At 57.4% G+C, this 22,108-nt stretch carries 15 protein-coding genes; 2 read left to right on the forward strand and 13 right to left on the reverse strand.

The window, feature by feature from the left end; all coding sequences use genetic code 11:
* Window positions 1–103: 103 nt before the first annotated feature.
* The 5 genes from F0Q32_RS08830 to prpB form a co-directional block, all read right to left on the reverse strand.
* On the reverse strand, window positions 104–718 hold the full coding sequence (locus tag F0Q32_RS08830; RefSeq protein WP_149462741.1) for a YagU family protein: 615 nt from the start codon (window positions 716–718) through the stop codon (window positions 104–106).
* 178 nt (window positions 719–896) lie between these two features.
* On the reverse strand, window positions 897–2,783 hold the full coding sequence (gene prpE, locus F0Q32_RS08835) for a propionate--CoA ligase (protein ID WP_149462742.1): 1,887 nt from the start codon (window positions 2,781–2,783) through the stop codon (window positions 897–899).
* Window positions 2,784–2,804: 21 nt separating this feature from the next.
* Window positions 2,805–4,256 carry a bifunctional 2-methylcitrate dehydratase/aconitate hydratase gene (locus F0Q32_RS08840; RefSeq protein ID WP_149462743.1) on the reverse strand — a complete coding sequence of 484 codons (1,452 nt, stop codon included), beginning with the start codon at window positions 4,254–4,256 and terminating at the stop codon, window positions 2,805–2,807.
* 44 nt (window positions 4,257–4,300) lie between these two features.
* Window positions 4,301–5,467 (reverse strand): 2-methylcitrate synthase, encoded by a 1,167-nt coding sequence (prpC, locus tag F0Q32_RS08845; protein ID WP_149462744.1) that lies wholly within the window; start codon window positions 5,465–5,467, stop codon window positions 4,301–4,303.
* A 40-nt stretch (window positions 5,468–5,507) separates the two neighbouring features.
* Window positions 5,508–6,398: a methylisocitrate lyase gene (gene prpB, locus F0Q32_RS08850; RefSeq protein ID WP_149462745.1), complete on the reverse strand. Its 891-nt coding sequence runs from the start codon at window positions 6,396–6,398 to the stop codon at window positions 5,508–5,510.
* A 272-nt stretch (window positions 6,399–6,670) separates the two neighbouring features.
* On the opposite strand from prpB, the gene prpR reads away from it, so the two are divergent.
* On the forward strand, window positions 6,671–8,251 hold the full coding sequence (gene prpR / locus F0Q32_RS08855; protein WP_149462746.1) for a propionate catabolism operon regulatory protein PrpR: 1,581 nt from the start codon (window positions 6,671–6,673) through the stop codon (window positions 8,249–8,251).
* Here the strand turns inward: prpR and urtE are convergent.
* The 8 genes from urtE to atzF form a co-directional block, all read right to left on the reverse strand.
* Window positions 8,248–8,946, reverse strand: a complete 699-nt coding sequence (gene urtE / locus F0Q32_RS08860; RefSeq protein WP_149462747.1) for an urea ABC transporter ATP-binding subunit UrtE — start codon at window positions 8,944–8,946, stop codon at window positions 8,248–8,250. The two genes, prpR and urtE, sit on opposite strands and share 4 nt — an antisense overlap.
* A gap of 1 nt (window position 8,947) precedes the next feature.
* Window positions 8,948–9,739, reverse strand: coding sequence for an urea ABC transporter ATP-binding protein UrtD (urtD, locus tag F0Q32_RS08865; RefSeq protein WP_149462748.1), 792 nt, complete (start codon window positions 9,737–9,739; stop codon window positions 8,948–8,950).
* Entirely contained in the window at window positions 9,732–10,808 is a 1,077-nt protein-coding gene (gene urtC / locus F0Q32_RS08870; RefSeq protein WP_149462749.1) for an urea ABC transporter permease subunit UrtC, read from the reverse strand. The genes urtD and urtC overlap by 8 nt, the downstream gene beginning before the upstream one ends.
* Complete coding sequence (gene urtB, locus F0Q32_RS08875) at window positions 10,808–12,373, reverse strand: urea ABC transporter permease subunit UrtB (RefSeq protein ID WP_149462750.1); 1,566 nt, start codon at window positions 12,371–12,373, stop codon at window positions 10,808–10,810. The genes urtC and urtB overlap by 1 nt, the downstream gene beginning before the upstream one ends.
* An 83-nt stretch (window positions 12,374–12,456) precedes the next feature.
* On the reverse strand, window positions 12,457–13,728 hold the full coding sequence (urtA, locus tag F0Q32_RS08880) for an urea ABC transporter substrate-binding protein (RefSeq protein ID WP_149462751.1): 1,272 nt from the start codon (window positions 13,726–13,728) through the stop codon (window positions 12,457–12,459).
* A gap of 57 nt (window positions 13,729–13,785) precedes the next feature.
* The gene (locus tag F0Q32_RS08885; protein ID WP_149462752.1) at window positions 13,786–14,460 is read right to left on the reverse strand and encodes a GntR family transcriptional regulator; all 675 of its coding nucleotides are present in this window, start codon (window positions 14,458–14,460) and stop codon (window positions 13,786–13,788) included.
* Between the two features lie 9 nt (window positions 14,461–14,469).
* Window positions 14,470–18,087 carry an urea carboxylase gene (gene uca, locus F0Q32_RS08890; RefSeq protein ID WP_149462753.1) on the reverse strand — a complete coding sequence of 1,206 codons (3,618 nt, stop codon included), beginning with the start codon at window positions 18,085–18,087 and terminating at the stop codon, window positions 14,470–14,472.
* Complete coding sequence (gene atzF, locus F0Q32_RS08895; RefSeq protein WP_149462754.1) at window positions 18,080–19,882, reverse strand: allophanate hydrolase; 1,803 nt, start codon at window positions 19,880–19,882, stop codon at window positions 18,080–18,082. Before atzF ends, uca begins: the two co-directional genes overlap by 8 nt.
* 366 nt (window positions 19,883–20,248) lie before the next feature.
* Between atzF and F0Q32_RS08900 the strand changes: the two genes are divergently transcribed.
* A complete protein-coding gene (locus tag F0Q32_RS08900) occupies window positions 20,249–21,886 on the forward strand; it encodes an alpha,alpha-trehalase (RefSeq protein ID WP_149462755.1) in 1,638 nt (545 codons plus the stop codon).
* Window positions 21,887–22,108 lie beyond the last annotated feature (222 nt).

The raw sequence follows: 22,108 nt of genomic DNA on the forward strand, positions 1-22,108 counted from the left end.
GCTGAGCGAGAAAAGTGACAACGCAACATTGAGGTTTAACATTAGCCGTGCTTTCAGGAAACTGGCGCCTTTTCAACGCCAGTTTTTCATTTTGAGAAACGTATTAGCGAGTAGTGCCGAGCGGAATTTCCGGATCAGGCTCGTGCGTTATTCGGTTACGCAGGTCTCTACGGATAATTTCAATAGACCAGAACCAGATTAAATGCCCAAAAATTTCAGAGACATTTTCATACCAGGGAAGATCAAACAATGGAGGAGTCAGCCCCATTAATGGGAAAGAGATCATATGCACAAAAAGCTGCGCTAATGCACCAGCCAATAACCCCTGCCAGAGTTTAATTTTCGGGAAAACTTCAGCAACGACGCAGTAGCCCAAAGCGAATACAATAGAAAAGATAATATGCGTGACACCAACCCAGTTAAATACATGACCGGCGAAGGTATAAACTGCCGCATTAGGATCCGCAAGCCCCACCCAGTCACGAAGAAAAACATAAGGAGGATTAAGGAAATTGCGTGAGCAATCAATTTGTCCCGCCGCTCTAATTAATGATTCAGGGCCACACGCAGCATTGAATATATCAACAGGACTGCGTGGAGGTAATGGCACCTCAGCCCCCCATTTCACGAATGCTGACACTATACCGGCAATCAGACCGATAAAAGCAGCGAGGCCATAACGTCTACGGTTTGGTGGAGTCTGTTCAAATATATTCATATTTCTTCCATTGAAAGTAATCGTATTAATCTCACCTTAAGATAGTATTCCTAAAACTTCTTAACTGTAAAGATATGTATAGGCCTTCTTGTCTACTTTCAGATATTGCGCGTCAGACAGAGGGAAAATATCACTGCGAAAAATCCACGCCGCCGCGTGGATTTTTCATAAGCCAACCTTACTCCCCCAGCGCCCGCCTGATCTCCACCAGCGCATTCGGGTCCTCAATCGTCGTTAAATCCCCGGGATCTCTCCCCTCACAAATCGCCTGCATCGCGCGCCTGAGCATTTTGCCGGATCGCGTTTTCGGCAACTGTGAAACAAAGTAAATCCGCGCCGGTCGCCCGAAGTGACCAATCTGGTCATCCACCCGATGCTGGATAGCCTGTTCTTCCTCCTGCGCCACATCGCGCAACAGCAAGCTGTCGCCCTGTTTGGGGATAACAAACGCCACCGCGACCTGCCCTTTCACCGCATCCTTCACGCCGACCACCGCCACTTCCGCGACGTTACCGTAGCCCGAGATGCTCTCTTCAATTTCGCGCGTCCCGAGCCGATGCCCGGCGATGTTGATCACGTCGTCCGTGCGCCCAAGGATAAAGTAATAGCCGTCCTCATCCCGAATTCCCCAGTCAAAGGTCGCGTATACCGGGCGCTCGAACAGTGACCAGTAGGTATTCACAAAACGCTCATCATTTCCCCAGATGGTCTGAATACAGCCCGGCGGTAGCGGCCCTTCAATCACGACCATGCCCTTTTCATTCGCCCCGCATGGCTGCCCGGTATGTTCATTGAGCAGTTTGACGTGATAGCCAAACATCGGCACGCCAGGGCTGCCGAGGCGTGTCGGGCGATCGCTCAACTCGCGGGCAATCGCCATAATCGGCCAGCCAGATTCAGTCTGCCAGTAGTTGTCGATGACCGGGATGCCCAGCGTTTCGGTCACCCAACTGGCGGTCGGTTCATCCAGCGGTTCTCCGGCGAGATACAGGACTTCCAGCGATGAAATATCATGATTGCGTATTTGCGCGGTGGGGAATTTCTTCAGCACGCGAATGGCAGTCGGCGCGGAGAACATCCGGCTGACCTGATATTTTTCAACGATTTTCCACCAGACGCTGCAATCCGGCCAGGTCGGCGTGCCTTCAAAAACCACTGTCGCCATACCCGCCAGCAGAGGCGCATAAACGATATACGAATGCCCCACCACCCAGCCGATATCGGAGGTGCAGAAGAACACGCCGCCCGCTTTACCGCCAAAAATCGTCGCCATCGTCGTCGCCAGCGCCACGGCATAACCGCCGACATCGCGCTGAACGCCTTTCGGTTTTCCCGTCGTGCCAGAGGTATAAAGAATGCAGGAGGTTTCACTCGCCTCCAGCCAGACAACCGGCACCCGGGCATCAAGATGCTGCTCTCGCAGCGTCGCGTAATCGGCATCACGCTCAGCCACGCGGTGCATCGGCGCCAGCCCACGGTCAACCAGCAGCACCCGTTGCGGCGGATGTTCTGCGAGCGAAATCGCATCGTCGAGCAACTTTTTGTAAGGGATCACTTTCCCCCCGCGCGATCCGCCATCCGCTGAGACGATCAGCACCGGGCGCGCATCATCAATCCGCGCCGCCAGGCTGTGCGAGGCGAAACCGCCAAACACAACTGAGTGGATCGCACCAATGCGGGCGCAGGCCAGCAGCGTAATATGCGCTTCGGCGATCATCGGCATATACACCAGCACCCGGTCACCGCGCGAGACGCCAAGGGTTTGCAGCATCGCTGCCGTGCGGTTCACCTCGGCGTGCAGTTCGCGAAAGGTAAATGTTCGCTCTTCGCCGGTTTCCGCCGACACGGCAATCAGCGCCAGCGCCTCAGGTTGGGTCGTTAGCCAGCGATCGATAGCGTTATGGCACAGGTTGGTCGTGCCGCCGCAAAACCAGCGGGCAAACGGTGGATTGTCATAGTTGAGCGTACGCGTAAACGGCATCTGCCAGTCGATGCGCCGGGCCTGCTCGGCCCAGAATGCCTCCGGGTCGTTAATCGACCGCTGATAGAACGTCTCATAAGACATAGAAGTCTCCTTCTGAACGGATCAGATGACGAACAGATCAAGGAACGCGTTTACCGGCATCTGCTCCAGGCGCTGTCTGTCCAGGGAGGTCTCCAGAATGCGTTGCTGCTGACGGGCCGGGAACTGGCGTGCCAGGTTGGTTTTAAATTTCTCAATCAGCAGCGGGATCCCTTCTTCGCGGCGACGCGCGTGACCAATCGGGTACTCCACCACCACCTCCTCAAAGCGGCTACCGTCCGAAAACTCGACGGTTAAGCCATTGGCAATTGAGCGTTTTTGCGGGTCGTGATAATCGCGGGTAAATGCCGGGTCTTCATGGCAATGGGTTTTGGCGCGCAGAACATCAATGCGCGGGTCGCTGGCGATATTCTCTTCATAGTCCGACGCCGTCAGGCGGCCAAACAGCAATGGGATGGCAACCATATACTGAATGCAGTGATCGCGGTCGGCCGGGTTGGTGAGCGGCCCTTTTTTGTCGATAATGCGAATACAGGCTTCATGTGTGCGAATACTCACGCGCTCAATATCCGCCGCCGTTTTCCCCTCCGCGACCATTTTTTGATGCAACGTCATCGCGGCTTCAACCGCCGTCTGCGAGTGGAACTCTGCCGGGAAGGAGATTTTAAACAGCACGTTCTCCATCACGTAGCTACCGTAAGGACGCTGGAAGCGGAACGTCTCGCCCCTGAAGGAGACATCGTAGAAGCCCCAGGTTTTGGCAGTCAGTGCCGTGGGATACCCCATTTCACCGGTCTGCGCCATCAGTGCCAGCCGCACCGCGCGCGACGTGGCGTCACCCGCCGCCCAGGATTTACGCGTGCCGGTATTGGGCGCATGGCGATAGGTTCGCAACGACTGCCCGTCAACCCACGCCAAAGAAACGGCATTTAAGATCTCTTCGCGATTCAGGCCGAGCATCTCTGCCACCACCGCCGTCGAGGCCACTTTCACCAGCAGCACATGGTCTAACCCAACTTTATTGAAGGCGTTTTCCAGTGCGATGCAGCCCTGAATTTCATGCGCTTTAATCATGCCAGCCAGCACTTTCTGCATGGTGAGCGGCGCTTTACCCGCCGCCACCGCATTACGCGACAGCCAGTCGGCCACCGCCAGAATACCGCCCAGATTGTCAGAAGGATGCCCCCACTCGGCCGCCAGCCAGGTATCGTTGAAATCCAGCCAGCGGATCATCGCACCAATGTTGAATGCTGCCTGCACCGGGTCGAGCTGGAACTGCGTGCCCGGCACTTTCGCGCCGTTGGGCACGACCGTTCCCGGCACAATCGGCCCCATCAGTTTTTTACACGCCGGATACTCCAGCGCTTCCAGCCCGCAGCCCAACGTATCGAGCAGGCAATAATGCGCAGTGTTCCACGCCACGGTGGAATCAATCTGGTAATTCATCACGTAATCCACGATATCGACGATTTCCTGATCGAATTCCGCACGAAGATGGGTAATCGGTTGAGACATGTTTGTTTTCCTGTTTTCGTTATTGTCAGAGGTAAGCAGATGAATTACTGGCGATTTTCCAGCGTGACAAAAGGTTTATCTTCCGGCCCGGTATAGTTGGCAGACGGGCGGATGATTTTATTGTCCTGGCGCTGTTCAATGACGTGAGCAGACCAGCCCGTCACGCGCGCCATTACAAACAGCGGCGTGAACATCGCGGTGGGGACGCCCATCATGTTGTAGGAGACCGCCGAGAACCAATCGAGGTTGGGGAACATCTTCTTGGTGTCCCACATCACCGTTTCCAGGCGGTCGGCGATGTCATACATCTTCATGGAGCCTGCTTCACGGGAGAGCTGATGGGCGATGGTTTTGATCACCTGATGGCGCGGGTCGGAGATCGTATACACCGGATGACCGAAGCCGATCACCACCTCTTTGTTTTCAATGCGGCTGCGAATATCCTGCTCGGCTTCGTCCGGCGTTTCATAACGTTGCTGAATATCGAGCGACACCTCATTGGCCCCGCCGTGCTTCGGCCCGCGTAGCGCGCCAATCCCACCGATAATAGCGGAATAGATATCCGAGCCTGTTCCGGCAATCACCCGCGAGGCGAACGTTGAGGCATTAAACTCATGTTCGGCGTAGAGAATGAGCGACGCGTGCATCGCCTTCACCTGGCTTTGTGGCGGTTTATGGCCGTGTAACAGGTGCAAAAAATGGCCGCCGATGGAGTCGTCATCGGTTTCCGGCTGGATCCGCTCGCCGTTGTGGCTGTAGTGATACCAGTAGAGAAGAATAGAGCCGAGCGACGCCAGCAGCTTGTCCGCAATATCGCGCGCCCCGGAAACCGAGTGTTCCTCTTTCTCTGGCAATGTACAGCCCAGCGCAGAGACGCCGGTGCGCAGTACATCCATGGGGTGCGATGCCGCCGGCAGCGATTCCAGCACGATGCGCACGTTGGCAGGCAGACCGCGTAATGCTTTCAGCCGTGTCTTATACGCATGCAACTCATCGCGATTGGGCAGTTTGCCGTGAATCAGCAGATACGCCACCTCTTCAAACTCGCAGTGCTTCGCGAGGTCGAGAATGTCATAGCCGCGATAGTGAAGATCGTTGCCGCTTTTGCCCACGGAACAGAGGGCGGTATTTCCGGCAGGCACACCGGAGAGCGCCACGGATTTTTTCGGTTTTGTGGCAGTCGTGTTTTGCAAAATGGTCGCTTCGCTCATACTGGCCTCGTCTTATTATGGATGTGTAGGGTAAAACCGATTACTTGCCGCGTTTGCTGGCAAACAGGGCGTCGAGTTTCTCTTCAAACTGGTAGTAGTTGATGCTTTCGTAGAGTTCGCTGCGGGTCTGCATGATGTCGATAACGCTCTTCTGCGTGCCTTCCTGACGTAGCACGTTGTAGACCTGTTCCGCGGCGCGGTTCATGGCGCGAAACGCCGACAGCGGATAGAGCGCCATCGCCACGTGCGCGCTGCGCAGTTCGTCGGTGGTGAACAGCGGCGTCGCGCCGAATTCGGTGATGTTGGCAAGAATCGGCACCTGCACCGCATCGGCAAACTGGCGATACATCGAAAGCTCAGTGATAGCTTCCGGGAACAGCATGTCGGCCCCGGCTTCGATATACGCGCGGGCGCGTTCGATGGCCGCCTCCAGCCCTTCCACCGCCAGGGCGTCAGTGCGCGCCATAATCACAAAGTCCGGGTCGGTACGGGCATCCACGGCGGCTTTAATGCGATCGACCATCTCTTCGGTTGAGACAATCTCTTTATTCGGGCGATGGCCGCAGCGTTTCGCCCCCACCTGATCTTCAATGTGCAGCCCCGCCGCCCCGGCTTTAATGACCGATTTCACCGTACGTGCCACGTTAAACGCCGACGCGCCAAACCCGCTGTCGACGTCCACCAGCAGCGGCAGCGAGCAAACATCCGTAATACGCCGGATATCGGTCAGCACATCGTCCAGCCCGGTGATGCCTAAATCGGGCAGGCCAAGTGATCCCGCCGCCACGCCGCCGCCGGAGAGATAAATCGCCTGAAACCCGGCCCGCTGCGCCAGCAGTGCATGGTTAGCGTTGATGGTGCCTGCAATTTGTAGCGGGGATTCTTTGCTCAGCGCCTGACGGAACGCCTGACCCGGTGATTGAGTGCTCATGCACACCTCTTTGTTGTTTAAATGTTATTTTTGCGTAACAACAAAAGAGCAAGCGATGTGCCAGAACGGCCGCGTCAGTTCACAAAAATGAAAGCAGCAAAATATTGGCAATAAAATCAAGATTTTGAATGTATTCTTTCTCACCATGTCGCTCAAATATGAGGGTAAAGCGCTTCAGCTAACGTTTCAGAGATTGTTTCACCCTCTGTTTTTGAAACATCAATGAAACACAACTACAACAGATCAGGTCTCCCTCATTTGAGTGCGTTGTCATGACCGATAACATCACGTCCGCTGCGAAACCGGTTATCTGGACCGTCTCAGTGACGCGCCTGTTTGATCTGTTCCGCGATATCAGCCTTGAGTTCGACCATCTGGCGACGATTACGCCGATTCAACTCGGCTTTGAGAAAGCCGTGCAGTACATTCGCCAGAAACTGGTCACCGAACACTGCGACGCGATTATTGCCGCCGGTTCGAACGGCGCGTATCTGAAAAGCCGCCTCTCGGTGCCGGTTATTCTGATCCGTCCCGGCGGGTTTGATCTGTTGCAGGCGCTGGGCAAAGCACGCCGCGTAGCCGACCGGATCGGCGTCATTACCTACAAAGCACCGCTGCCTGCGCTACAGGAGTTTCAGAAAAGTTTTCAGCTGCCGCTTGAACAGCGCAGCTACGTCACTGAAGAAGATGCCCGTAGCCAGATAACCGAATTGAAGGCCTCCGGGATCCGCGTGCTGGTCGGCGCAGGGTTAGTCACAGAACTCGCCGAAGAAGCGGGGCTGGCGGCGGTCTTTCTCTATTCTGCTGCCACGGTGCGCCAGGCGTTCAGCGATGCGCTGGATATGACCCGATTTTCCGCTACCGTCCGCAGCAGCGCTCAACGCGACACCCTGCGTACCCGCTACGGCCTGGGCGATCTGGTGGGTGAATCAGGGATAATGGAACAGCTTCGCCGAACGATTCTGCTTTATGCGCGATCCCCGGCGGCGGTGTTAATTGAAGGCGAAACCGGCACCGGGAAAGAGCTGGCGGCGCAGGCACTGCATCAGGAGTATTTTGCTCACCATCGCCCGCGCGCGGGCCGTGGCTCGCCGCCCTTTGTGGCGATTAACTGCGGGGCGATAGCGGAGTCGTTGCTGGAAGCCGAGTTGTTTGGCTATGAAGAAGGCGCATTTACCGGCTCACGGCGCGGCGGACGCAGCGGCTTGCTGGAAACCGCCAACGGCGGCACGCTGTTCCTCGATGAAATCGGCGAAATGCCGCTGCATCTGCAAACGCGCCTGCTGCGCGTGCTGGAGGAAAAACGGGTGACGCGCGTCGGCGGGCAACAGCCGCTGAGCGTTGAGTTTCGCGTGATCAGCGCCACTCATTGCGATCTGCAACAGGCGGTTGCCGAGGGGCGTTTTCGTGCCGATCTCTTTTTCCGCCTCAGCGCTCTGCGTCTGCGCGTACCCGCCCTGCGCGAGCGTGGCGACGATATCGCGCTGCTGGCGCGGCGCTACCTGACGCAATCGCTGGCGGCGCTGGATGCACCGCTGAGCGACGCTCTGCAGCGACGCATCGCGCTCTGCCTGCCGCCGTTGTTGCGCTACGCCTGGCCGGGCAATATTCGCGAACTTCGCAACCTCTGCGAGCGGCTGGCGCTGCTGCTCAGTAGCGACATGATCGGCGATGAGCGGGACCTTCCCGCACTTCTGCCAGAACTGTATGACGCGGAAAATACGCTCACAGTTTCACCATCAGCCATTGACGCACTGGCGCAGTGTGGCGGCGATCGCAGCGCCGCCGCACGTTATCTGGGGGTCAGCCGCACCACCTTCTGGCGACGGCTGAAAGAGGAACAGGCGCGTTAAATCGCCACCAGCCCGCGTACCCCCTGAGCCTCCATTTCATCACCGCGCCCACGCTGGATAATCGCCCCGCGAGACATCACCAGATAGTTATCTGCGAGCTCGGCGGCAAAGTCATAAAACTGCTCCACCAGCAGAATCGCCATGTCACCGCGCCTGGCGAGACTTCTGATCACCGTGCCAATCTCTTTGATCACCGACGGTTGAATCCCTTCGGTAGGTTCATCAAGAATCAGCAGTTCCGGGCGACAGGCAAGCGCGCGGCCAATTGCCAACTGCTGCTGTTGCCCGCCGGAGAGATCGCCTCCGCGTCGCTGTTTCATTTCACGCAGCACCGGAAAGAGTTCATAGATCTCTTCCGGTACCGCTTTTGCGTCACGCCCGGAGAAACGCGACAGCCCCATCAACAGGTTTTCCTCTACCGTCAAACGCGGGAAGATTTCGCGCCCCTGCGGCACATACGCAATCCCCTGCTGCACGCGTTGATGCGGCCTCATCCCGTTAATCACCTTTCCTTTCCAGCGGATCTCGCCAGATTTTGCCGGAATCACCCCCATCAGACATTTCAGCAGCGTGGTTTTGCCCACGCCGTTGCGCCCTAACAGACAGGTGATTTCCCCCGGCGTGGTGTCGAACGATAAGCCACGCAGAATGTGGCTGCCGCCGTAATATTGATTAAGATCCTGAACCTGCAACATATTAGCGCCCCAGATAAACGTCGATAACCTGCTCGTTGGCCTGCACGTCACGCAACGATCCCTCCGCCAGCACCTGCCCCTGATGCAGCACCGTCACGTGGTCGGCAATACTTTCGACAAACCCCATATCGTGCTCAACCACCATCAGTGAATGCTTTCCTGCCAGCGTTCGAAACAGTTCGGCGATGTACTCTGTTTCCGCATCCGTCAGCCCGGCGGCGGGTTCATCCAGCAGTAACAGATGCGGCTCCTGCACCAGCAGCATGCCAATTTCCAGAAACTGCTTTTGCCCGTGGGATAACAACCCCGCGGCGCGCTGGCTGGCGTCGCTAAGACGCAGTAGATGCAGCACCTCATGGATGCGATCCCGCTGCTCGCCGCTGAGTTTAGCGCGCAGGCTGTGCCACACGGATTTATCGTTTTTCTGCGCGATTTCGAGGTTTTCCAGCACCGTCAGCGCCTCAAAAACGGTGGGTTTCTGAAACTTGCGGCCAATTCCCGCACGGGCTATCTCAACAGGGGATAAGGTGCGCAGATCGATAGTCTGATCGTAAAAAATCCGCCCGTTATCAGGCTGGGTTTTCCCGGTAATAACATCCATCAGCGTGGTTTTTCCCGCGCCGTTAGGGCCAATCACACAGCGCAGTTCCCCCACGCCGATGGACAACGAGAGATCGGTTAACGCACGAAAGCCGTCAAAGGTGACGTTGATCTTTTCCAGTTGCAGCACCGGGTCGGTTTTTTCGCGATAGCGGTCCTGTGGCAGCGGCTGGGTAAAAAGGGAATCAGTCATGCTTCCTCCGTTTGAGCAGGCCAATCACGCCGCGCGGTAAAAACAGGGTCACCAGAATAAACATCAGGCCAAGGAAAAAGAGCCAGTAGTCAGGGAATGCGACGGTAAACCAGCTTTTCGCGCCGTTTACGATGCCCGCGCCCAGTACCGGGCCAATCAGCGAACCCCGTCCGCCGAGCGCCACCCAAATCGCCGCCTCGATAGAGTTAGTGGGCGACATTTCGCTGGGGTTGATAATGCCCACCTGCGGCACATACAGCGCCCCCGCCAGCCCACACAGCACCGCAGACAGCGTCCAGACAAACAATTTGAATCCACGCGGATCGTAGCCGCAAAACATCAGGCGATTCTCCGCATCGCGCACGCCGGTCAGCACCCGGCCAAACTTGCTGCGGGTGATCGCCACGCCAATCGCCAGCGCCCCCGCCAGCAGCAACACGGTGGCGATAAACAGCGCGATGCGCGTGCCTGTCGCCGATACCGGAAAGCCTAAAAGAGTGGTGAATCCCGTAAAGCCGTTATTGCCGCCAAAACCGGTTTCGTTACGGAAGAACAGCAACATTCCAGCGTAGGTCAGCGCCTGGGTCATGATCGAGAAGTAAACATCTTTGATACGCGAGCGGAAAGCGAAGTAGCCAAACAGCAGCGCCAGCAGGCCAGGCACCAGAATGATCAGGCACAGGGCCCAGGCAAAATGCTGCGTACCGGCCCAGAACCACGGTAGTTCCGTCCACGAGAGAAACGACATAAAGGCGGGTAAACCGTCGCCCGAGGCCTGGCGCATCAGGTACATGCCCATCGCGTAGCCGCCCAGGGCGAAGAACAACCCGTGCCCGAGAGACAAAAGCCCGGCGTAGCCCCACACCAGATCCAGCGCCACGGCGACAATCGCATAGCACAGAATTTTGCCTATTAGCGTAAGGGTGTAGGTTGAAACCGCCAGCGGATGTGCCGCAGGCAACAGCGCCAGAAAGGGCAGAATCAGCAGCGCGATGAAAATCAACGCGCCGAGTGCGCCCGACACACGCGGCGCGCGGCGGGCTAAAGTCAGTGTCAGTGGCTGGCTCATCAGTCAATCACCCTCCCTTTGAAGGCAAACAGCCCCTGTGGACGCTTCTGGATAAACAGCACGATCATCACCAGGATGGCGATTTTCCCCAGCACCGCTCCAAGCTGCGGTTCGAGAAACTTATTCAACACGCCCAGACCCAGCGCGGCTACTACGGTGCCCGCCAGTTGCCCAACCCCGCCGGTCACCACCACCAGGAAAGAGTCGATAATGTAACCCTGCCCCAGCTCCGGCCCCACGTTGCCCAACTGTGATAACGCCACGCCGCCCAGCCCGGCGATGCCGGAACCCAGCCCAAACGCCAGCATATCCACGCGGCCGGTCGGCACGCCGCAGCAATCTGCCATCCGACGATTCTGTGTAACCGCCCGCACGTTCATTCCGAGACGGGTTTTATTGAGCAGCAGCCAGGTCAGCGCCAGCACGCCCGCCACGAAAATGATCACTGCAATCCGGTTGTACGGCAGCACCAGATTCGGCAGCACGTTCCAGCCGCCCGATAACCACGCCGGGTTTGCCACTTCCAGGTTCTGCGTACCAAATATCACGCGCACCAGTTGAATCAACATCAGGCTGATTCCCCACGTCGCCAGCAGCGTTTCCAGTGGACGTCCATATAAATGGCGAATAATTGTGCGCTCCAGCAGCATCCCCATGACGGCGGTGATGGCGAAAGCCACCGGCAGCGCCGCCAGCGGATAAAGCGCCAGCCAGTCCGGTGCGTAACGGGCAAACACGTCCTGCACCAGCCAGGTCGCATATGCGCCCAGCATCAGCATTTCTCCGTGCGCCATATTGATGACGCCCAGCAGGCCGTAAGTAATGGCAAGACCCAGCGCCGCCAGCAGCAGAATTGAGCCCAGCGATAAGCCGCTAAACGCCAGCCCCAGCCACTCGCCCCATTTCAGGCGCTGCTGGATCTGTTTCAGGCTATCGGCCGCCGCATCGCGTACCGCCGCATCCGGTTCGTTTTCTGGCTGCGTGAGACGATACAGACTCGCCTGTACCTGCGGGTCGCTGGCCTCGCCCAGTAATTTCACCGCTTGCAGGCGCTGGGCCGGGCGGCTATCGGTTAACTGTAATCCGGCGACCGCGATACCCAGCGCCTGATGTACGGCGTCATTCTTCTCAGTGGCCAGACGCTGGCTGAGGAACGGCAACTGATCTGCCTGTGCGCTGGTCTGCAACGCTTGCGCCGCCTGCAACCGCACGGCGTCATCCGAGCTTACCAGTTGATGCGCCGACAGCGCACTGGCGACCAGCCCACGCAGACGGTTATTCATGAACACTTTTTTCGTATTACCTACCGGCACCGCATCGCCCTCCAGCGGCGTAAGCTTGCCCTGTCGCTGTGAAAAAAGCTGCCCCTGGGTGTCCATCACCACCGTTTCACGGCTCAACGCCTGTAACAGCGTCAGGCGAGAGGCGTCCGGCGTTTGCGCCCATTGCTGCAGCAATTGCGCCTGCTGACTGCGGTTCGCCTTGCCGTAATCTTCGGCGGGACCGGCCAGCGCCGAGGTTGCTATCAACAGACAGCTAATAAAAAGAGAGCCTAAAATTTTCATCGTGTCGGTGTCTTCTTTTGTGGCCCGAATGCATCGGGCCAGCCAACCGTTGGCAGAGGCGCCATCCGCCCCCGCCGCTGCGATTATTTACCGCCCGTCTTCACCGGACTTTCCGATTTTTTATCATTGCCCGGAATGTACGGGCTCCACGGCTGCGCGCGCACCGGTTGTTCGGTCTGCCACACTACGTTGAACTGCCCGTTATCTTCGATTTCGCCAATCATCACCGGTTTATGCAGGTGGTGGTTGGTGGCATCCATGGTGAGGGTGAAACCGCTCGGCGCGGCATAGGATTGGTTGGCCATTGCTTCACGCACTTTATCGACATCCGTAGTGCCTGCTTTTTCCACCGCCTGCGCCCACATATGAATGCCGACATAGGTCGCTTCCATGGGGTCGTTGGTCACCACGGTATCGGCATTCGGCAACTTATGCGCTTTGGCATAGGCGCGATAATCCGCCACGAATTTGGTGTTCACCGGGTTGCTGACCGATTCAAAGTAGTTCCACGCGGCCAGGTGGCCCACCAGCGGTTTGGTGTCAATGCCGCGCAGTTCCTCTTCGCCGACGGAGAACGCCACCACCGGTACATCAGTGGATTTAATGCCCTGATTTGCCAGCTCTTTGTAGAACGGCACGTTAGAGTCGCCGTTGATGGTGGAGATCACCGCCGTTTTACCGCCTGCGGAGAATTTTTTGATATTAGAGACAATGGTCTGATAGTCGCTGTAACCAAACGGCGTATACACCTCTTCAATGTCTTTATCCTGAACGCCTTTCGAATGCAGGAACGCACGCAGAATTTTGTTGGTGGTGCGCGGATAAACGTAGTCAGTACCCAGCAGGAAGAAGCGCTTCGCTCCACCGCCGTCTTCGCTCATCATGTACTCGACTGCCGGGATTGCCTGCTGATTCGGCGCCGCCCCGGTGTAGAACACATTTGGCGACATCTCTTCGCCTTCATACTGCACCGGATAGAACAGCAGGCCGTTCAGTTCTTCAAATACCGGTAGCACCGATTTACGCGACACCGACGTCCAGCAGCCAAACACCACGGCAGCTTTATCCTGGCTCAGCAACTGGCGCGCTTTTTCCGCGAACAACGGCCAGTTAGACGCCGGGTCAACCACCACCGGTTCCAGTTTTTTACCCAGCACGCCGCCTTTGGCGTTGATTTCATCAATGGTCATCAGCGCCATATCTTTCAGCGGCGTTTCTGAAATCGCCATCGTGCCGGAGAGCGAGTGCATGATGCCGACTTTAATGGTGTCTGCTGCGTATGCCTGTAACGAGAAGCCCATGCTCAAAAAAGTCGCGGAGAGGGCAAAAGCTTTCAGTAAAGAACGTCTTTTCATCACTAAACCCCTAAATAATATTGATTAATATCTCCGCATAGGCGGAGCGAGAACGTCTTACAACCTGGCCTGCTGGAGCCGGTGCAGGGTAATTTTCCTGACCTCGGCTTTACTCTGTGAAATGTGTTCCGTCAGCAGCCGCTGCGCCTCTTCCCTTTGCTGACGCAGCACCGCCTGCAAAATGCGCGCGTGCTCCTGATAGGTGGCCTCTACGCGGTCCTCGCGGGTGAAGTCGAGATGGCGAATAATGCGAATTTTTTCCGTCAGCTCGATATGCACGCGCACCATTTCTTCATTGCCGCTGGCGCGCACCAGCGTGGTGTGGAAAGCTTCATCCTGACGTGAAAGGGTTTTGCCCGGCGCCATGCGCGGGGCGTCTATCCAGAAATCCACCAGCGGCGCGAGGTGGTCCTTGCATATCGCGAGCGGCATGTCGCACAGGCGCTTTACCGCTTCACACTCCAGTACGATACGAAAGTCGTACAGCGCCTCGAACCACGCGAAATCAAACGGCTTCACCTGCCAACCGCTCCGGCTGTACACCTGCACGTAGCCCTCCTGTTCGAGACGAAACAGGGCCTGGCGCACCGGGGTACGGCTGGCGGCCATCCGCTCTGAAATTTCGTTTTCGCTGAAATGCTCACCGGGCATCAGGCGAAAATCGAAGATGTCATTTTTCAGCGCGTGATAAATTCGCTCGCCCAGGCCGGGGCTACGTTTGCTGCTGTCCATGACGCCTCCTTACGCCAGCCACAGCAGCGCATCACCGGGGCTCACCGGATGCCCCGGCTGACAACCGATGCGTTTCACGGTTCCCGCCTGAGGTGCGTGAATAGCCAGTTCCATTTTCATCGCTTCGACGATGATCAGCGGCTGCCCTTCCGTTACCTCATCGCCCGGTTTCACCAGCACTTTCCAGATGTTGCCGTTCATATCGCCAGTCACGGCAAACGCATCATCATCGGCGTCCTCACTGACGGGCTGGCGTGGGCGTTCCGCCTCGGTGATCTGTTCATCTTGTTGCCAGCGCGCCACTTCGCTTTCAAAGGCCAGCGCCTGCTTCTCACGAAAGTGGCGAATCTCCTCGGCGTTGGCCTCAAGGAAGCGCAGATGCTCAGCAAAATCGAATTCGCTCTCTTCGATGCGCACGGCGGCGCGACCTTCACGAAAATCATCACGAAGTTGATTGAGTTCGCTTTCGCTGACCGGATAGAAGCGCACCTGGTCAAAGAAGCGCAACAGCCACGGTTCGCCCGCCGCGAACTGACGGTTTTTGAGGAATTTGTTCCAGATAGGCAGCGTGCGCCCCACCAGCTGATAACCGCCGGGAGAGTCCATGCCATAGATACACATATACATGCCGCCAATGCCGACCGTACCTTCAGCGGTAAAGGTGCGCGCCGGGTTGTATTTCGAGCTCAACAGGCGGTGGCGCGGATCAATCGGTACCGCACAAGGTGCGCCGAGGTAAACATCGCCCAGCCCGAGGATCAGATAGCTGGCATCGAAAATCGTGTCACGCACTGCCTCGCGGCTCGCCAGCCCATTGATGCGTTGAATGAAATCAACGTTATTCGGCAGCCACGGCGCACTGGCGCGAACCGTATCCTGATAGCGGCTGACGGCATCCAGCGTGGCGGTGTCTTCAAAAGCCATCGGCAGCCAGACGATGCGCGACGGGACTTTCATTTCGCTGACATCGCCCATGTGCGACTCCTGCTCCAGCAGAATCGCCACCAGCGCCTGCTGACTGATTTCACGGCTGTCGTAGCGCACCTGTAATGAGCGCACGCCCGGCGAAAGTTCTTTAATGCCCGGATGTGATAAATCGTTAAGTCGCGCCATCAGCAGATGCACCCGCAGGCGCAGCGCCAGATCGAGGACGTTGTCACCGTATTCAATCAGGATGTAATTATCCCCCGCCTGGCGATAGACAATGGCGGGCGTGGTCGCGCTGGCAGGCAGCGACACCAGCGCCGCCGCCGAGACACCGTCGCGCGCGGCCAACGATGGCACGGCAAATGTTGCCAGTTGACTGGACTGAAGCGTATCGATAGTGCGATCCATCGCCTTCTCCCGCGCCACGGCATCTGCCACGCTTATTGGATAGAAGCGAATCGTATCGCCGGGCTTCACCTGGCCCACTTTCCACAGCTCCGCTTTGGCAATGGTGACCGGGCAGACAAATCCCCCCAGGCTTGGTCCATCGCGCGTCAGGATCACCGGGAAGTCGCCGGTAAAGTTAATCGCACCAATGGCGTATTCGCAGTCATGCACATTGGAGGGATGCAGCCCGGCTTCGCCGCCGTCCGGGCGGGTCCATTCCGGTTTTGGCCCCACCAGGCGCACGCCAAGGCGGTTAGAGTTGTAATGCACCTGCCATTCACTGGCGAAAAAGTCATCAATCGACTTTTGACTGAAGAAATCCGGTGCGCCGTGCGGGCCATATAGCACGCCGATACGCCAGCTATCGCCATACTCTGGCACCAGCGACGCCGCCAGCGCCTGCGGTTCGCTCACCGGCGCAGGCGTAGTGCAGGCAGTCAGTTCCGGGCGCGAAACGGGCAGCAGATCGGCAACTTTCAGCGTGCGTCCGGCGTGGCCGCCAAACTGCCCCAGCGCAAAGGTGGACCGGCTTCCCAGGTACTCCGGCACATCAAAACCGTTACGCACCGCGAGGTAAGCACGACACCCCGCTTTGGCGCGCCCAAGGCTCAGGGTTTGTCCACGTTTAACCGTGACCGGCTGCCAGAGCGGCACGCGGGTCTCGTCAAGCAGAGCCTGACAATCTGCCCCGGTAAGGGCGATCACCGCGTCCGTGTGGAAACGTAATACCGGCCCCTGAAGCGTGAACTCCAGCCCGGCGGCGGTATGATGGTTGCCGACAATGCGGTTCGCCAGTCGAAAGGCATAATCATCCATCGGCCCGGACGGCGGTACGCCAATATCCCAGTAACCGAGGCGTCCCGGATAATCCTGAATGCTGCTCCAGGTGCCCGGTTGCAGCACTTCAATCACCGGCGATTCTGCTGCCACGTTATCAAGCCAGCGAGTCCAGACACTGCCCTGCGTGAATGCCACGCTTGACGTTATCTGACGCAGATAATCAAGATTGGTGGTAATACCGTGCAACCGCGTGGCGTTCAGCGCCTGCGTCAGTTTCGCCAGCGCCGCCTCGCGGGTATCCGCATGCACAATCAGTTTGGCGATCATCGGGTCATAAAATGCAGAGACTTCACTGCCTGTCGTCACGCCGCTATCGATACGAACGCCGTCCGGGAAGACGACCTCGGTCAGCACGCCGGGGCTCGGCTGGAAGTTCTTAAGCGGATTTTCTGCATAGATTCGCACTTCCATCGCTGCGCCCTGCGGGGCTTGCGCCAGACGTGCCCAGTCGATACTTTCGCCCGCGGCGACGCGCAGCATACACTCCACCAGATCCAGCCCGGTGACGCACTCGGTCACCGGGTGCTCAACCTGCAAACGGGTGTTCACTTCGAGGAAGTAAAACGCGTCCTGTTCAGGGTCATAGATAAATTCTACCGTACCTGCGCTGCGGTAATTCACCAGCTTGCCCAGCTCAACGGCGGCATTCAGTAATGCTTCGCGCGTGGCCTGCGGCAGATTAGGCGCAGGCGTCTCTTCAACGACCTTTTGATTGCGCCGCTGAAGAGAGCAGTCGCGTTCGCTCAGGGCGACAACATTGCCGTTGCCATCGCCAAAGATCTGTACTTCGATGTGACGGGCGCGATCGATACAGCGCTCAATAAACACGCCTGCATCACTGAAAAACTGTTCGCCAAGACGACGCACGCTTTCCCACGCCTGTACCAGCGCCTCGCGATCGGCGCAGCGCGCCAGGCCGATACCGCCGCCGCCTGCCGTGCTTTTAAGCATCACCGGATAGCCAATTTTCTGCGCCGCGTTTAGCGCCTCTTCAATAGTGTCCAGCAACGCGGTACCGGGCGTCATTGGCACGCCCGCCTGTGCCGCCAGTTCACGCGCCCGGTGCTTTAACCCGAACTCGCCAATCTGCTGCGCCGTGGGGCCGACAAACGCGATACCCGCCTGCTCACAGGCATCAGCAAATGCCAGGCTTTCCGAGAGAAAACCGTAACCCGGCCAGATAGCCTGCGCCCCACTTTCCCGCGCGGCAGCGATGATTTTATCGATGCGCAGATAGCTGTCGCTGGCTTTCTCTCCGCCCAGCGCCATCGCAATATCCGCCTGTTTAACGTGTTCCGCGTTTTTATCCGCATCGGAATAGACCGCGACGCTGGTCACGCCCAGCCGCTTTAAGGTACGAATCGCACGGCAGGCAATTTCCCCCCGGTTGGCAATCAGGACGGTGTTAAACATGATGCGTCTCCTTGCGGCCAACCCAGTGGCGCCAGCCTTTAAATTCAGTGATATCGATGGCGTCACATAACGCCGCCGGTTCGCAGATAAAGCCTTTCACCCAGCGCCCATCGGCCAGTTCCAGCGAGCCGATACCTAGCGGGGCGGGAATTTCAGCGACAAACTCGCCAAAGCGCGCCAGCGGGATATCCCACAGTTCCACCTGAATCGCCGCGCCGTCGGCGTCACGCGCAATGCCTGGTTTTGGCGGCTGCGTGTTGGCCAGTGCATAGAGTCGGTAGCGAGCGGCGGTTTCTGTCGCCTCAACAAAGGCGGCATCGCGCTGAGTCAACTGGAAGTTGAGCGGCATGCCGCGCAGATGTGCGCCGACAACGGCGACGCGAGCGTGATGCGCGGAAGGCGGTAACGATGGAGAGATGGCCGGGAAGGCGTGCCCGGTCGCGCCGAGCGGCAGGGCCAACTGTTGCTGCCAGCGGCGGCCAAAATCGGCCAGCGCGCGGTCATGCCAGGCCGGAGCGAGCACCGTGATGCCAGCGGGTAAGCCATCCGCACGGAACGGGGCCGGCAGCGCCAGGGCGCTGAGATCGGCAAGGTTGGTGAAATTGGTGTACGTGCCAAACTGCGAATTAAAGCGAATGGGTTCGCGCGCCATATCCGCCAGGGTGTGTATGGTCGGTGACGTCGGCACCACCAGCGCATCAACTCCGGCAAGCGCGGTCTGAATTTTGCGTGCCAGCTCTGCCCGCAGATATTCGGCTTTAAAAGCTTCAACAGCGCTGTAGTTCAGGCCAGCGGCGATGATGGTATGAACCGTAGGGTCCATCTGCTCCGGGTGATTCAGCGTGTCACCCACCGCGGCGGTGCGCTCGGCCACCCACGGGCCCTGGTAAAGTTGTTCCGCCAGTTGATAAAACGCCGAGAAATCGATGGGCTTTAAGGTCACGCCACTTTCGCGCAGCGCGCCGAGCGCCGCCTGCCACGCCTGCTCTGCCGCGCAATCGTCAAAGAACACCAGCGCATCCGGAATGGCGAGTACCGGATTTTGCGAAAAAGTCGCAGGCGCAGTAGCCGGGTTGATTCTGGAATAGGCATCCTCGGCGTCGAACCCTCCGGCGATCGTGGCGACCTGCCAGGCGTCATCTACTGTCAGGGCAAACACCGAAAGCGTATCGTTCAGACGACAGGCCGGGAAAACCCCGGTCGCCGAGAGCCAGCCTTTGGTCGGCTTCAGACCGACAATATTATTAAACCCGGCAGGTACGCGGCCTGAACCGGCAGTGTCGGTACCTAATGAAATCGGCACAAGCCCGCGCGCTACCACCGACGCAGAGCCAGAGCTGGAACCGCCGCTCACGTAAGCCGGATTAAATGTATTCGCGACGGCCCCGTAGGGAGAGCGCGTGCCCACCAATCCGGTTGCAAACTGGTCCAGGTTGGTTTTACCAATCAGGATCGCGCCCGCCGCTTTCAGTTTCGCCACAGCGGTGGCATCACGTTCCGCGACACAGGCAATCGCCGGGCAGGCTGCGGTTGTTGGCCAGCCCGCGGCATCAACGTTGTCTTTAATCGCAAAGGGAATACCAAACAGCGGATACCGTTCTGGCTGCTGTTGGTAATGCGGCAACAGGGCGTCAATTTGTTCGCGAAGCTGCGTTTCGCTGGCAAGCACGATCCATGCATTATCCTGCGCAGTCAGCGACTGAAGATGGTCATTTAATAAGGCAAATACGTTGTCACTATTACGCGCAATGGTTTGTTGCCATTCGCCAAGTGTTTTTCCGGTCATCACTGCCATGTTGGAATTCCTGTTGGTATACAAGATGGAATTCATATAGCAACCGGCATGCCAAATAATTAATGCATTGTTTTAAAACAAATTAAATAATTTTCCTTATTATTTATAAGAATTAACTGCACCCTTTCAGAACATCCATGAGCGATAACTGTGCAAATATTCATCAGTAAAAATAATGACCGATACGGGCATCGAAAAGATATTCCAATGAATAACGGGCTTTCATTTTTAACCTGACGCAATGCGATCCGCGCTGAAAAAACAGCAATTAATCACGCAAATCGCCACGGTGAAGAGGAATTTCAACTAAGGTTTTCATCAGGTTGATTGCAGCGCTCCTGCTGTTTGCCGAAATGGAGAAAACCGATGAAGAACATTGCTGCGCATCCTGTTGCGCGCCATACCCTGACCTTAAGCGCTCTGCTGCTGGCCTTTACTGTCCAGGCGCAGGAGGAGTACCCGGCCTCCCCTGATATTCTGCTTGGGCCGCTGTTTAATGATGTGCAAAGCGCGAAACTCTTTCCCGATCAAAAAACCTTCGCCGACGCGGTGCCTAAAAGCGACCCGTTGATGATCCTCGCGGATTACCGCATGCAGAAGAGCCAGACCAGCTTTGATCTGCGCCACTTTGTGGAGATGAACTTTGCGCTGCCACAGGCAGGTGAAACCTATGTGCCGCCCAAAGGGCAAACGCTGCGCCAGCACATTGATGGCCTGTGGCCGGTCTTAACCCGCACCAGCGAAACAGCAGAAAAATGGAGCTCTCTGCTGCCGCTACCGAAACCGTATGTCGTGCCCGGCGGGCGCTTTCGTGAGGTTTATTACTGGGACAGTTACTTCACCATGCTTGGCCTTGCGGAGAGCGGGCACTGGGATAAAGTGGCCGATATGGTGGCGAACTTCGCTTATGAAATCGACACCTGGGGGCATATCCCCAATGGCAACCGCAGCTACTACTTAAGCCGTTCACAACCGCCGTTTTTCTCACTGATGGTTGAGTTACTGGCAAAACATGACAGCGACGCGCTGAAAACCTATCTGCCGCAGATGGAAAAAGAGCACGCCTACTGGATGGACGGCGCGGAAAGTCTTCAGCCTGGCGACGCTAACAAGCGGGTGGTCAAACTGCGCGACGGCACCCTGCTCAACCGCTACTGGGATGATAACGATACGCCGCGTCCGGAATCGTGGCTTGATGATGTGACTACCGCGAAGAAAAACCCAAATCGACCCGCCACGGAAATCTATCGCGACCTGCGCTCCGCCGCCGCATCGGGTTGGGATTTCAGCTCACGCTGGATGGATAACCCACAGCAACTGGACACCATTCGTACCACCAGCATCGTGCCCGTCGATCTGAACGCGCTGATGTTTAAAATGGAAAAATTGATCGCCGAGGGGAGTAAAGCCGCGGGCGATACGGCGAAAAGTCAACAGTATGATACGGAAGCTAACGCACGCCAGAAGGCTATCGAAAAATATCTGTGGAACGATAGAGAGGGCTGGTACGCCGATTACGATCTGAAGTCGCACAAGGTGCGTAATCAGCTCACTGCTGCCGCCCTGTTCCCTTTGTACGTGAATGTCGCTTCGCATGAGCGGGCAACGAAAATGGCGGCGGCGACGCAGAGCCGGTTGTTAAAACCGGGCGGCATTACCACCACGACCATTAACAGCGGGCAACAGTGGGATGCGCCAAACGGTTGGGCGCCGTTGCAGTGGGTCGCCGTGGAAGGGTTGCAGAACTATGGTCAGGAAAAAGTGGCGATGGATGTCACCTGGCGCTTTCTGAGTAACGTGCAGCACACCTATGACAAGGAGAAAAAGCTGGTGGAGAAATATGACATTACCTCCACCGGGACGGGCGGCGGCGGCGGTGAATATCCGTTGCAGGACGGCTTTGGCTGGACCAACGGCGTAACGCTGAAGATGCTGGATTTGATTTGCCCGAAAGAGAAACCGTGCGATACGGTGCCGGATGCGCCGGTTCAGGCGGCGAAGTAAAGCACCCTCACCCCGCCCTCTCCCTCAGGGAGAGGGAGAAAACCAGCGCAGATCTGCAAAATCGGTTCGGTCGGTCCCCTCACTCTAAGAGAGAGGGAGAAAACCAGCGCAGATCTGCAAAACCGGCTCGGTCGGTCCCCTCACTCTAAGAGAGAGGGAGAAAACCAGCGCAGATCTGCAAAATCGGTTCGGTCGGTCCCCTCTCCCTCAGGGAGAGGGCGA

The sequence above is a fragment of the Pseudocitrobacter sp. 73 genome, from assembly GCF_008369545.1.
Taxonomy (GTDB): domain Bacteria; phylum Pseudomonadota; class Gammaproteobacteria; order Enterobacterales; family Enterobacteriaceae; genus Pseudocitrobacter; species Pseudocitrobacter vendiensis.